General features: G+C 44.4%; 13 protein-coding genes and 1 riboswitch. Of the genes, 7 read left to right on the top strand and 6 right to left on the bottom strand.

Features of this window, described 5'->3' with window-relative positions; genetic code table 11:
• Nucleotides 1-10 precede the first annotated feature (10 nt).
• Nucleotides 11-661 carry a thiamine phosphate synthase gene (gene thiE / locus BA1DRAFT_RS16030; protein ID WP_036781093.1) on the bottom strand — a complete coding sequence of 217 codons (651 nt, stop codon included), beginning with the start codon at nt 659-661 and terminating at the stop codon, nt 11-13.
• Nucleotides 645-2,582, bottom strand: coding sequence for a phosphomethylpyrimidine synthase ThiC (gene thiC, locus BA1DRAFT_RS16035; RefSeq protein ID WP_036781096.1), 1,938 nt, complete (start codon nt 2,580-2,582; stop codon nt 645-647). Before thiC ends, thiE begins: the two co-directional genes overlap by 17 nt.
• Before the next feature lie 104 nt (nt 2,583-2,686).
• Nucleotides 2,687-2,812: riboswitch (TPP riboswitch) on the bottom strand.
• Nucleotides 2,813-3,539: 727 nt separating this feature from the next.
• Between thiC and BA1DRAFT_RS16045 the strand changes: the two genes are divergently transcribed.
• Complete coding sequence (locus tag BA1DRAFT_RS16045) at nt 3,540-4,538, top strand: Rpn family recombination-promoting nuclease/putative transposase (RefSeq protein WP_036781102.1); 999 nt, start codon at nt 3,540-3,542, stop codon at nt 4,536-4,538.
• Nucleotides 4,539-4,799: 261 nt separating this feature from the next.
• Here BA1DRAFT_RS16045 and BA1DRAFT_RS16050 read toward each other — a convergent pair whose 3' ends face one another.
• Nucleotides 4,800-5,462, bottom strand: coding sequence for an HAD family hydrolase (locus BA1DRAFT_RS16050; protein WP_036781106.1), 663 nt, complete (start codon nt 5,460-5,462; stop codon nt 4,800-4,802).
• A gap of 160 nt (nt 5,463-5,622) precedes the next feature.
• Here BA1DRAFT_RS16050 and nudC point away from each other — a divergent pair, with 160 nt between their 5' ends.
• The 6 genes from nudC (at nt 5,623) to BA1DRAFT_RS16080 (ending at nt 10,073) form a co-directional block, all read left to right on the top strand.
• A complete protein-coding gene (gene nudC, locus BA1DRAFT_RS16055) occupies nt 5,623-6,390 on the top strand; it encodes an NAD(+) diphosphatase (protein WP_036781129.1) in 768 nt (255 codons plus the stop codon).
• A 109-nt stretch (nt 6,391-6,499) separates the two neighbouring features.
• On the top strand, nt 6,500-7,564 hold the full coding sequence (gene hemE, locus BA1DRAFT_RS16060) for a uroporphyrinogen decarboxylase (RefSeq protein WP_036781108.1): 1,065 nt from the start codon (nt 6,500-6,502) through the stop codon (nt 7,562-7,564).
• Between the two features lie 4 nt (nt 7,565-7,568).
• Nucleotides 7,569-8,237 carry a deoxyribonuclease V gene (gene nfi, locus BA1DRAFT_RS16065; protein ID WP_036781111.1) on the top strand — a complete coding sequence of 223 codons (669 nt, stop codon included), beginning with the start codon at nt 7,569-7,571 and terminating at the stop codon, nt 8,235-8,237.
• 76 nt (nt 8,238-8,313) lie between these two features.
• Nucleotides 8,314-8,904, top strand: a complete 591-nt coding sequence (locus BA1DRAFT_RS16070; protein ID WP_036781112.1) for a YjaG family protein — start codon at nt 8,314-8,316, stop codon at nt 8,902-8,904.
• 186 nt (nt 8,905-9,090) lie between these two features.
• Nucleotides 9,091-9,363 carry a nucleoid-associated protein HU-alpha gene (gene hupA, locus BA1DRAFT_RS16075; protein WP_012776594.1) on the top strand — a complete coding sequence of 91 codons (273 nt, stop codon included), beginning with the start codon at nt 9,091-9,093 and terminating at the stop codon, nt 9,361-9,363.
• Between the two features lie 68 nt (nt 9,364-9,431).
• The gene (locus BA1DRAFT_RS16080; RefSeq protein WP_036781115.1) at nt 9,432-10,073 is read left to right on the top strand and encodes a DUF1481 domain-containing protein; all 642 of its coding nucleotides are present in this window, start codon (nt 9,432-9,434) and stop codon (nt 10,071-10,073) included.
• 18 nt (nt 10,074-10,091) lie between these two features.
• Here the strand turns inward: BA1DRAFT_RS16080 and purD are convergent, their stop codons facing one another.
• From purD to BA1DRAFT_RS24150, 3 genes are all read right to left on the bottom strand, one after another.
• Nucleotides 10,092-11,375 (bottom strand): phosphoribosylamine--glycine ligase, encoded by a 1,284-nt coding sequence (gene purD, locus BA1DRAFT_RS16085; RefSeq protein WP_036781117.1) that lies wholly within the window; start codon nt 11,373-11,375, stop codon nt 10,092-10,094.
• Nucleotides 11,376-11,397: 22 nt separating this feature from the next.
• Entirely contained in the window at nt 11,398-12,987 is a 1,590-nt protein-coding gene (gene purH, locus BA1DRAFT_RS16090) for a bifunctional phosphoribosylaminoimidazolecarboxamide formyltransferase/IMP cyclohydrolase (protein ID WP_036781119.1), read from the bottom strand.
• Between the two features lie 44 nt (nt 12,988-13,031).
• Nucleotides 13,032-13,337: hypothetical protein (locus BA1DRAFT_RS24150; RefSeq protein WP_036781121.1), on the bottom strand; the 306-nt coding region annotated here is incomplete at its 5' end.

The following is a 13,337-nucleotide window of genomic DNA, read 5'->3' on the forward strand; positions in this document are numbered from 1 at the left end:
AAGAACCTCTCTATCCCTTCAACTCAATGCCTTCAACCAGATGAAGCAGTTGGGCGGTCGCCTGACGCCAATCCTTTGCTTTGGTAATGGCACTCACCAGCGCCACACTGCCGACTCCGGTTGCAATGACATCCGGTACGCGTTCAAGAGAGATGCCGCCGATGGCGACAGTGGGATAGTCTGGTGTGCTTTCTACCTGGCGTTTCAGGGCTGCCAGTCCTTGCGGGGAAGATGGCATCTCTTTGGTCGTGGTTGGGAAAATGTGGCCGAGAGCGATATAAGATGGACGCAGGGATTTTGCTCGTGCCAGCTCTTGTTCATCGTGGGTAGAGATTCCTAACCGCAATCCCGCTGTTTGGATGGCGTTCAGATCAGCAATGACTAAATCTTCCTGCCCCAGATGAACACCATAAGCGCCATGTTTTATTGCCAGTCGCCAGTAGTCGTTAATAAACAGACGAGCGTTATATTGGCGGCCGAGCATAATGGCTTGTTGAATCTCTTCTTCCACCTGATCTTCTGGCAGATCTTTAATTCTCAACTGAATTGTAGTGACGCCTGCTTTTAGCAAACGGGAAATCCACGCTAGCGAATCCACGACCGGATACAAGCCCAATTTGTATTCAGTTGGGGCAAATGGCGCGTTAGGCAGATTGTTCATGGGATACATCCTCTACGCTGTGATACAACTCGCCACCGTGGGCGCGGAATGCTTCAGACATCTGTTCCATACCAGCGGCGTAATCGCGTACTTCCTGAGAAATCTTCATAGAGCAGAATTTAGGCCCACACATAGAACAGAAATGGGCAACTTTGCCGGAGGCTTGTGGCAGCGTTTCATCGTGATAGGCGCGAGCAGTGTCGGGATCGAGCGCCAGATTAAATTGATCTTCCCAGCGGAATTCAAAACGTGCTTTAGACATGGCGTTATCGCGAATTTGCGCGCCGGGATGGCCTTTGGCGAGATCGGCGGCGTGAGCCGCAATTTTGTAGGTAACTAGCCCTTGTTTGACATCATCTTTGTTCGGCAAGCCGAGATGCTCTTTTGGCGTCACATAACAGAGCATGGCGCAGCCAAACCAACCAATCATGGCCGCACCGATACCGGAAGTGAAATGGTCATAACCGGGGGCAATATCTGTTGTCAGTGGACCGAGAGTATAGAAAGGGGCTTCATGGCAATGTTCCAATTCTTCCGTCATATTGCGGCGGATCATCTGCATAGGAATATGCCCGGGGCCTTCGATCATCACTTGAACATCGTATTCCCAGGCAATTTTGGTCAGTTCGCCTAATGTGTGCAGTTCTGCAAACTGTGCTTCATCATTAGCATCCTGAATGGAACCGGGGCGTAAACCGTCTCCTAATGATAGGGAAACATCATAAGCGGCGCAGATTTCACAAATTTCACGGAAATGTTGGTAAAGGAAGTTTTCTTGATGATGAGACAGACACCATTTCGCCATAATTGATCCACCGCGGGAGACAATTCCGGTGAGGCGTTTGGCTGTCATCGGTACATAGCGCAGTAATACACCAGCATGAATGGTGAAGTAATCTACCCCTTGTTCCGCTTGTTCCAGCAAGGTATCACGGAACATTTCCCAGGTGAGATTTTCCGCGACGCCATTGACTTTCTCCAGTGCTTGATAAATAGGAACTGTACCGATAGGAACCGGGCTATTACGTAAGATCCATTCGCGGGTTTCGTGGATATAACGGCCAGTGGAGAGATCCATTACCGTATCTGCGCCCCAACGAGTAGACCAGATTAACTTTTCTACTTCTTCCTCAATAGAAGAGGTGATGGAAGAGTTACCGATATTAGCGTTAACCTTCACCAGAAAATTGCGACCAATAATCATCGGTTCTGATTCAGGGTGATTAATATTGGCAGGAATAATCGCCCGACCGGCTGCGACTTCCTGACGGACAAATTCTGGGGTGATATTTTCCGGCAACTGAGCGCCAAAACTTTGTCCGGCATGTTGTTGGCGTAACACATCACCGCGGATACGTTCGCGTCCCATATTTTCCCGTAGTGCGATAAATTCCATTTCCGGTGTGATGATGCCTTTACGGGCATAGTGCAATTGAGTAACGCATTTGCCGATACGGGCTTTTAATGGATGAGGGCGATGATTAAAACGTAAATGATCGAGACCGGCATCCGCCAGGCGTTGCTGAGTGAAATCGGAGCTGAGGGTGGCAACAGGTTCAGTATCTTGGCGTTCATCGATCCACGGTTGGCGTAGTTTGGTTAATCCAACGTGTACATCCAGTTTGGCATCAGGATCGCCATAAGCGCCGGAAGTATCATAAACCGGAATAGCTTCGTTTTCTTCATACTGAGGTTCTTCTTTGGTGCCGCCAATTAACGTGGGCGATAACTGAATTTCGCGCATTGGGACCTGAATATCTTCGCGTGAGCCTTGAAGATAAATTCGTCGTGAATTTGGGAATGTCACGCCTTGAATAGAGTTAATAAATTCTTGAGCGGCATCGCGTTGTGCTTTACGTGGACGTGCCGGGGTGGGTTTGGGTGAAATATCAGTTGCAGGGATAATAGTGTTATGAGACATAGCAAATTCCTAACTGTGTTATTGGGAAAGTTGCTTGTCTGGAGCTCGCAGGGAGTAATAGTTGATGGCTGGACAGGCCCGTAAAAAATTGGGTGGGCTGACAGCGCTTGATTACTCTTGTTCCCTTCGCAGGTATTAACCCGATCAGGTTCCGCGGATCCCGAATTAACGGTCTCAGCCTGTGTATGCTGCGATAAAACAGCTTACGCTAGGCACTCCGACAAGAAAGTAAACAGTAGTATAGAAGGGATTATGAAAACTACAACCCTTACTGATTGAAAGTATTTATAGTGACCAGATTAATTGTTTTCAGCCATGTCGTTGATTGTTTTTCGATCAATTTTCATATTTATTAATTTTTTAACTACAACTTGTTAAGGAAATAAGGCGTGAAAAACTTTGATTCATCTAAAGTGGTTAAAATTAAATTACCATTGTCGGGTTGGGCTGATTTATGAAGATGGCTGACCAATGATCGGCATATTTCATGCCTATTTTGTACTTAACTATATTTTTCAAATTTTATATAAAATGTCTAATATATATTTCGATATTTATGAGGAAGAAATTAGATTACGATTTAATACTGCATTGAAAAAATTTTTGGATACAAAAGAGATAATAGATCATCTGGCGGGAATTCAGTCCAATTTTTTCGATCTGAACATCCAAGATTAACGGACATATAAATAATCGATATTTTGATGAGGTAGGTTATTATGCGAATGCAAGTTAAAAATTCATTTAAATGAATGGATTTCATAAAGTAGTTGTTGTAAATATAATATTTTATCGTTTTTTATTTTCTGATATTTGATTTTTTAGGCTCTTCTATTAATGCATTCGATAAAGATTTGCCTGAGGAAATCTGAGACAATGTTTTTTGTAACTTGGTAGAAATACTATACCTTGACAATGAGTGGTAATGACTAACTGATAAAGACAGAGAAACAGATTGTGGCAAAGAAAGAAAAACAGCCTCACCATGATTCGTTATTCAAGCATTTTTTAACGCAGCCTGAAACGGCCAAAGAGTTTTTATCCCTTTATCTGCCCGAAGAGATCCAGTTGTTGTGTGATTTAGCCACATTGAAACTGGAGTCCGGCAGTTTTGTGGATCGGCATTTACGTCAACTGCACAGTGATGTGCTGTACTCGGTTGAAACGGTCCGGGGACAGGGCTATATCTATTGTCTGATTGAGCATCAGTCCACCCCTGACCCGCTGATGGCCTGGCGGCTGATGCATTATGCCATGTCAGCTATGGCGGCTCACCTGAAAAAAGGCCATGCTGAACTCCCTTTGGTGGCGCCGCTGCTGTTTTATCATGGGGAGGTTCGGCCATATCCTTACTCAAACCGGTGGCTGGATTGTTTTACGTTCCCTGAACAGGCTGCCCGCTTGTACTGCCAGGCGTTTCCGTTGGTGGACGTCAGTGTACTCAGCGATGAAGAAATCCTGACGCATAAAGGGGTTGCCCTGATGGAACTGGTGCAAAAACATATCCGCTGCCGGGATATACTGGAATGGGTCCCCCAATTGGTGGAACTCTTGAATGCAGGGTATAATACAGCCGAACAGCGCAATGTGGTGTTATACTATATTTTACTGAATGGACATACGCTGGATCTCTCACAATTTGTCCATCAACTGATTGAACAATCTCCGGAGCATGAAACGATGTTGATGACTATTGCAGAACAGCTTGAACAAAAAGGGCTTGAGCGAGGTATTGAGCGAGGCCGGGAGAAAGGTATTGAACTAGGCCGAGAGGAAGGTATTGAACTAGGCCGGGAGGAAGGTATTGAACTAGGCCGAGAGGAAGGCATTGAACTAGGCCGAGAGAAAGGTAAAGTGGAAACGGCTCGCGCCTTATTACGGCATGGCGTCAACCTGGATATTATTATCACCAGTACCGGACTGAGCCGGGATAAAATTGAAGCGTTAAAGCATTAAATTCATCTTCTCTTTTACAGCAAAATGCCGATATTCAAGATCGGCATTTTTGTTCTTATTTATAGGGAGCGAAATGACACCTTAAGAGCATGGGGAACACGATTAGGTGGGTTGTTTGCGGAAACAAAATGACTTGTTCTGTTTCGTCAAGACCTCAATTTTATTGCAATATTCTTCCCCCAACAATTGGGTTGCCTGTTGAGAGATGACGGGTATAGATGGGATTATGGAAACCATAAACCCATTACTGATTGAAAATATTTACAGTGACCAAATTAATTGTTTCCAGCCATGTTGTTGTGCTTCGGCTTTTAAACAGGTATCGGCATTGACTGTAATTACTTCGTCGGCAAACTGACACATTGGGAGATCATTAATTGAATCACTGTAAAAGCGGATAATTTCAGGATGGCTATTTTGCTGTTCCAGCCACTGTTTTATCCGTTTTACTTTACCTTCACGAAAAGTCGCAATGCCATCTATTTTGCCGGTATAACAGCCATTTTCCATTACCATATCAATGCCCAGTACCGTGTGAATACCCAGTTCAGTAGCAATCTTTTTTACAATAAAAGAGACAGTAGCTGAGATAATAATGATTGGAATTTGTTGCTGTTGATATTCTGTAATTAGGGCTTTGGCTTGTGGATAAAATCGCGGTTTAATTTTTTCGTTAACAAATTCAGTTAGCCAAAGATCAACTTGTTCTTGTGGAATTTGATGCAGTGTTTGCAGACTAAATGCCAGATAACCACTCATATCCAGTGAGCCTGCGCCGTAATCAGCCATCATTTTTTTATCTGCTTCAATAAAGCTTGGATCGGTAATGATGCCTTTTTCCCATAAAAACTCGGTCCATATAGCGCTGGAATCACCGGAAATTAAGGTGTCATCCAGATCAAACACGGCAAGCAGTTGTGGCATGGTGTTGTGCTCCTCGGGCCAAAGAATATTAATAGTTGAGAATAATGCCTATTACTGTCAAAGCGGGCAATACGATCTTGACGATAATAATAAAGCACGCTTTTTTGATTAAAAAGTGTATGATTTATACAGATATTAAAATTAAGATGTCATAGTGATGATGCAACAACAAATTACAGGTACAGAACGTGGCTGGTGGGTTATCAGCGATGAAAATCGTATTTGGCTCCCTAAAGGCGAATTACCTTTTGGAATGGCAACTCAATGGTCACTACAAGAAAAAATAGCCTTGCCTATCGGTGAGTGGCAAGGTGAGAAAGTTTGGCTTATTCGTCAGAAAATGGCTGCAAATATGGTTTCTTTACGGCAGATTGTTAAAGATGATCGTGGCTTGTTTCAATTAGCTGGCCGAGGAGTGCAATTGGCGGAGTTTTATCGCTCTCACCAATATTGTGGTTATTGCGGTAATAAAATGTACCATTGTGTCAGTGAATGGGCTTGTCTGTGTCATCACTGCCACGAACGTTATTATCCGCAGATAGCGCCTTGTATTATTGTCGGTATTCGTCGGGATGATCATATTTTGCTGGCTCAACATCAGCGCCATCGTGGAGGCATCTATACAGTACTTGCGGGATTTGTTGAAGTCGGTGAAACACTGGAAGAAGCTGTAGCCCGCGAAGTGATGGAAGAGAGTAATATTAAAATTCGCAATTTACGTTATGTGGCTTCCCAACCGTGGCCTTTTCCTCATTCATTGATGATGGCATTTCTGGCTGATTATGACAGTGGGGAGATCTGTCATGATCCGAAAGAGCTGATTAGTGCGGATTGGTATCACTATGAGCAACTGCCATTGATTCCACCACCCAATACTATTGCTCGTCGGTTGATTGAAGATACGATTGTTCTGTGCCGAAATGCGTAATCTACAGTTTGGCGCAATTCAACGGGAGAGATCTACCTGTCATGTTACAATGACGCCTAATCAATTGTAGTCAGATTATATTGCGGCCAATAAATAGATGGAGCCTGCCATGAATGAGCTGAAAAACGACCGTTATTTGCGAGCCTTATTACGTCAACCCGTTGATGTTACACCTGTTTGGATGATGCGCCAGGCTGGCCGCTATTTACCTGAGTATCAAGCTACCCGTGCTGAAGCCGGTGATTTTATTTCTCTATGTAAAAATACGGAACTTGCCTGCGAAGTCACTTTGCAACCTTTACGGCGCTATCCGCTAGATGCAGCGATTCTCTTCTCTGATATTCTCACCATTCCTGATGCTATGGGACTGGGACTCTATTTTGAAGCAGGTGAAGGTCCGCGTTTTAAATCTCCCATTTTAAATCGTGCCGATGTGGAAAAACTGTCGGTGCCTGATCCGGAAATGGAGCTGGGTTATGTGATGGATGCAGTACGTGCGATTCGTAAGGCATTGGCGGGTCAGATTCCTCTAATTGGCTTTTCCGGTAGTCCGTGGACACTGGCGACTTATATGGTGGAAGGTGGCAGCAGTAAGGCATTCACTAAAATCAAAAAAATGATGTATGTCGAACCTGCCGTAATGCATCTATTGCTGGATAAGCTGGCAGACAGCGTTATTCTTTATCTCAATGCTCAGATTAAAGCAGGCGCTCAGTCTGTAATGGTTTTTGATACTTGGGGCGGAGTGCTGATGGGGCGGGATTATCGGGAATTTTCCTTGCATTATATGCACAAGATTGTTGATGGCCTGATCCGTGAAAATGAAGGTCGTCGTGTGCCGGTGACACTGTTTACTAAAGGTGGCGGACAATGGCTGGAAGCAATGGCTGAAACCGGTTGTGATGCGCTTGGTCTGGATTGGACGACAGATATTGCCGATGCACGCCGTCGTGTGGGAAATAAAGTTGCTTTGCAGGGCAACATGGACCCATCCATGTTATACGCTTCTCCAGAGCGCATTGAACAGGAAGTTTCGACAATTTTGCAAGGTTTTGGCGCGGGTTCTGGTCATGTCTTTAACCTTGGTCATGGTATCCATCAGGATGTACTGCCGGAACACGCAGGTGTATTTGTTGAGGCTGTACATAACCTTTCAACTAAATATCATCAGTAAGCATATGATTAATACGAAAGCGCTACGTCAGGAACAAGTAGAAAAGGCTCAACAGGTTATCCGCTATGATGATTTTCCCCTACCTAAATTGATTGCTGGTGCTGATGTGGGCTTTGAACAGCAAGGGACGATCACCCGCGCAGCGATAGTGGTTCTCTCTTATCCTACTCTTGAATTGGTGGAGTATCAGATAGCCCGAATTGAAACTACGTTGCCTTATATTCCCGGTTTACTCTCTTTCCGTGAATACCCTGCATTAATAGCTGCCTGGCAGTTGTTGAAACATAAACCTGATCTGGTGATGGTGGACGGTCATGGCATTGCTCATCCACGTCGTTTAGGTGTTGCCAGCCATTTTGGTTTATTAGCTAATGTACCCACGATTGGTGTGGCAAAACGTCGTTTATGTGGTGAAAGCGAACCATTGGGAGAACAGCCCGGTAGTTGCCAACCTTTGATTGATAAAGAGGAGCAAATTGGTTGGGTGTGGCGAAGTAAAAAACGTTGTAATCCGTTGTATATTTCTACAGGGCATCGAATCAGTCTTGATAGTGCATTGTTATGGGTGGAACGTTGTATGAAAGGCTATCGTCTGCCTGAAACAACCCGTTGGGCAGATGGTGCAGCCTCAAATAGGCCATTTTTTGAACAAATGACACAGAAAAATCCTTAAATTCGGTGTAAGCGTGTGGATATTCTTGAATTTCAGGTAAACTGCGGAGCAAATTGTGCATAATGAGTAAAAACTAATGTTACGAAACCCGATACATTTACGGCTGGAAAAACTTGAAAGCTGGCAGCATCTGACCTTTATGGCAAGTCTGTGCGAACGGATGTATCCAAATTACCAGATGTTCTGTCTTCAGACAGCGTTTGCAGAACCGGCTATTTACCGCCGTATTCTGGATTTGGTGTGGGAAATATTAGTTGTAAAAGATGCCAAAGTGAATTTTGATAATCAGTTGGAAAAGTTGGAACAAGCTATTCCCTCAGCGGATGATTACGATATTTACGGTGTGTACCCGGCAATTGATGCATGTATTGCATTAGGGGAAACTGTTCATGCTCGTCTGAATGGTGAAACATTGGAGCATGCAATTGCAGTGAGTGAAATTTCAATTCGCACCGTTGCTATGCTTGAAATGACCCAGGCCGGGAAAGAAATGACCGATGAAGAACTGAAAATGTTACCTGCTATTGAACAAGAGTGGGATATCCAATGGGAAATTTATCGCTTATTGGTTAGCTGCGAAGAGCGGGATATTGAGTTGATTAAAGGATTGAAAGCTGACCTCCGGGAGTCAGGAACGAGCAACATTGGCATAAATTTAACGCAGTAAAGTGAAAAAACGTGATTTAATGCTTTAAATGCCATGTTCAAAGGCTTCACTTTTGCCCCCACTCTGTTCTACATTTGGGGGGTGAAAAGAAGTGGCTATCGGTGCGTGTATGCAGGGGTGCTGTCATTCGGCATATCCGTCGCACTCGATGCTTTGCAAACGATAAACACACTGTAAGGATAATCTATGAATAAGACTGAATTAGTTGATGCAATCGCAGAAAGCACAGACCTGACTAAAGCTCAGGCAAAGGCTGCTCTGGAATCAACTTTGAATGCAATCACCGAATCCCTGAAAGCGGGTGATTCAGTACAACTGGTAGGTTTTGGGACTTTCAAAGTTAACCATCGTGCAGAACGTACGGGTCGTAACCCGCAAACCGGTAAAGAAATTACAATCGCGGCTGCAAACGTACCTGCTTTCTCTGCTGGTAAGGCTTTGAAAGACGCAGTTAAATAATTTCATTGCAAAAAAGAAAAAATAGAAGGGGTATTATTTATCCCCTTTTGTTGGTTCGTCAGGGGCTGATGACACTAGGATTCGTCTTCGCGCTCAGCGCCTGTACCAATCAACCTAAACAACCTTCTTTCAGCGCAAGTGGATTCATTGCAGATGATGGCGTTGTCCGCTTGTGGCGTCTCAACGATCAGGATAGTAAACCTCGGGTGCTGATGAGTGTTTACAGCCCCTACCGTAATGACAATACCGTCGTGACTTTTTATGAATATAAACAGGGCGATTTGCGCCAAATTCGTCGTGAAATTTTGAGTGATAAAAATCCACTGTCTGAACAACTTCGTTTGGATAAATCCGGTGAGGTGATTTTTATGCAAAAGCAGTCGAAAGCGCGGCGTGAACTCCTCTCCAGCGATGATATTGTTCGTATGCAGTTTGACGCTAAACGAACGCTTGAATTAAGTGACGCGTTGATCGTGGGAAATGTACGTTTGATGCAAGGGCACTGGAATAACGGTAAAGTTACTACCTGTGCAGGTGAAACGATTTCTGTAGAGTTTGAACCTTACGCGAGGTCATGGCTTGAACAGCGCGAAAAAAGCAGCTACGGCCAATTAACCATTGCTTGGTTGGAAGCGCCTGTTGGCCGAGAATTATTGTTGGTAGCCAATAATGACTTTTGTCGTTGGGAACCGACGAAGGACAGCCTCTGACCTTCGTCAGTTTTATGATTACTTCAATCGGTTAATTGCTCGATATCCGATATCCTTACGGTAAAAACAGTTATTCCATTCAATCTCTTCTGCTTGTTGGTAGGCATTTTTCTGTGCATCTATAATGGTTTCACCCAATGCTGTAACACACAGAACGCGTCCACCGGCGGTAATAACTTCACTACCTTTCACTGCCGTACCTGCATGGAAAACCTTGCTACTTTCATTTTCTTGTTGGGGCAAGCCATGAATAATATCCCCTTTGTGATAATCAGCAGGATACCCGCCGGCAGCGAGTACCACACCCAGAGCAGGGCGTTCATCCCAATGAGAAGTTTTACCCGCAAGCTCTCCTTTTGCACCAGCTAGACAGAGTTCAACCAGATCAGAGCGCATACGCATCATGATGGGTTGAGTTTCCGGATCACCAAAGCGACAGTTAAATTCAATGACTTTTGGTTCGCCATTTTCGTTGATCATCAAACCGGCATAAAGAAAACCGGTATAGACATGCCCCTCAGCAGCCATACCATTAACGGTAGGATAAATAATCTCTTCCATAATACGCTGGTGGATTTCATCGGTGACGACCGCAGCGGGAGAATAGGCTCCCATACCGCCGGTATTTGGACCCGTGTCACCGTCACCTATGCGTTTATGATCCTGACTGGTCGCCATTGGAATAACGTTCTTGCCATCGACCATAACGATAAAACTAGCTTCTTCACCCGTTAAAAATTCTTCAATAACAATACGGTGGCCTGCATCACCAAACGCATTTCCTGCTAGCATATCTTTTATGGCGGATTGGGCTTCTTCCTGTGTCATCGCAACAATTACACCTTTACCCGCAGCCAGCCCGTCAGCTTTTATAACAATAGGGACGCCGATTTTATCCAAGTAGTTAAGAGCCGGTTCGATTTTTGTAAAATTCTGATAAGCCGCAGTTGGGATTTGATGGCGAGCCAGAAAATCTTTGGTGAAGGCTTTTGAACCTTCTAATTGAGCGGCCGCTTGAGTTGGGCCAAAAATAGTTAACCCAGCTTTTTGGAATGCATCGACAATACCTATTACCAGTGGCGCTTCAGGACCAACGATAGTCAGCCCAATATCATGGCTTTGTGCAAATACCAACAAACCGTTGATATCTGTCGCTGAGATGTCAATATTTTCGAGATTGCTTTCTAGAGCAGTTCCCGCATTTCCTGGAGCGACATAGACTTTATCAGCTAAAGGAGATTGGGCTGCTTTCCATGCCAGAGCATGTTCGCGTCCACCGCTACCAACAATTAAAATATTCATCAGATTAACTCCTGCTTATTGATTAGTGGCGAAAGTGGCGCATGCCGGTGAAAATCATAGCAATACCGTGTTCATCAGCCGCGGCAATCACTTCGTCGTCACGGATTGAACCGCCGGGTTGGATAATGCAACTCACGCCGACAACTGCGGCGGCATCAATACCGTCACGGAATGGGAAAAATGCGTCAGACGCCATTGCACATCCCTGAACTTCCAAGCCTTCATCGGCTGCTTTGATCCCTGCAATTTTTGCGGAATAGACACGGCTCATTTGGCCTGCGCCAATACCGATGGTCATATCATTTTTTGCGTAAACAATGGCATTGGATTTGACAAACTTAGCAACCTTCCAGCAGAACAGAGCATCTTTCATTTCTTGCTCAGTAGGTTGACGTTTGGAAACTACACGTAAGTTAGTTGCTGCTACCATTCCAAGATCGCGATCTTGTACCAACAGACCTCCGTTAACTCGTTTAAAATCAAGGCCGGCAATTCGGGTTTCCCATTCACCACATACCAGAACGCGGACATTTTGCTTAGTAGCCAATATCGGCAATGCCTCTTCATCCACTGAGGGGGCGATAATCACCTCTACAAATTGGCGGTCGATAATGGTTTGTGCGGTCTTAGCATCAAGTTCACGGTTGAAAGCAATAATACCGCCGAAAGCGGAGGTTGGATCTGTTTTGAATGCGCGATCATAAGCTTCGTGAATATCTTTCCCAATGGCTACACCGCAGGGGTTAGCATGCTTAACAATAACGCATGCGGACTCGGTGAATTCTTTAACGCATTCCAGGGCTGCATCTGTATCTGCAATGTTATTATAGGAAAGAGCTTTACCTTGTAACTGAGTTGCAGTTGCAATAGATGATTCAGAGAGATTTTCTTCTATATAGAAGGCAGCATCCTGATGACTGTTCTCACCGTAGCGCATATCCTGTTTTTTAATAAAATTCAAATTCAGAGTACGGGGGAAACGTCCTGATGGCTGAGTAGTATCACCATAATAAGGAGGAACCAGCTTGCCAAAATAGTTAGCAATCATGCTGTCATAAGCAGCGGTGTGTTCAAAAGCCTTAATGGCTAAATCGAAGCGGGTCGATTGTGTTAATGACCCCTGATTGTTATCCATCTCTTCAATGATTTTTTCATAATCATTACTATTAACCACAATTGCTACATCTTTATGGTTCTTAGCCGCAGAACGAACCATAGTTGGGCCGCCGATATCAATGTTTTCAACAGCATCTGCTAAAGTGCAATCGGGTTTAGCTACGGTCTGGGCGAATGGATATAGATTCACAACCACCATATCGATCGGTGAGATTTGGTGTTGTGCCATGATTTCATCATCTTGTCCACGGCGGCCAAGGATTCCGCCATGTACTTTAGGATGCAACGTCTTAACACGGCCATCCATCATTTCAGGAAAGCCGGTGTAATCTGAAACTTCAGTAACTTTTAGATCTGATTCAGCGAGTAAACGAGCTGTGCCACCAGTGGAAAGCAATTCGACACCGCGTTGAGATAAGGCTTTTGCAAATTCAACAACCCCTGATTTATCGGAAACACTAAGCAGGGCACGACGGATTGGACGAAGCTGTTGCATTGATTTGATCCCTTGGATTTTGTAAGGCAGTAAGCAGTAACATGTTATTGGGAAGAACCCACTATATCAGGACATAAAAAATGGGCACTGCAATAACATTTCAATATAGTCAGATAAAATCGCTTGATGATTTTAACCACGGGATTGTAACGAAAACGTTTGCGTGATGCTCGATAAATTTTCATCCAACTAGCCATTTGTGGATAAATCTGTTGGTAAGTAGGTATAAGGTGGCGTGTTGCTGTGGAATTAATCAAACGATCAATTTTTTTCAAAATAATTATTGCCAGCGCCAGAGAACTCCCTATAATGCGCCACCACTGACCGACACAACGCTGATAAACATTGTG

It is taken from the genome of Photorhabdus aegyptia, from assembly GCF_000612035.1.
Lineage (GTDB): Bacteria > Pseudomonadota > Gammaproteobacteria > Enterobacterales > Enterobacteriaceae > Photorhabdus > Photorhabdus akhurstii.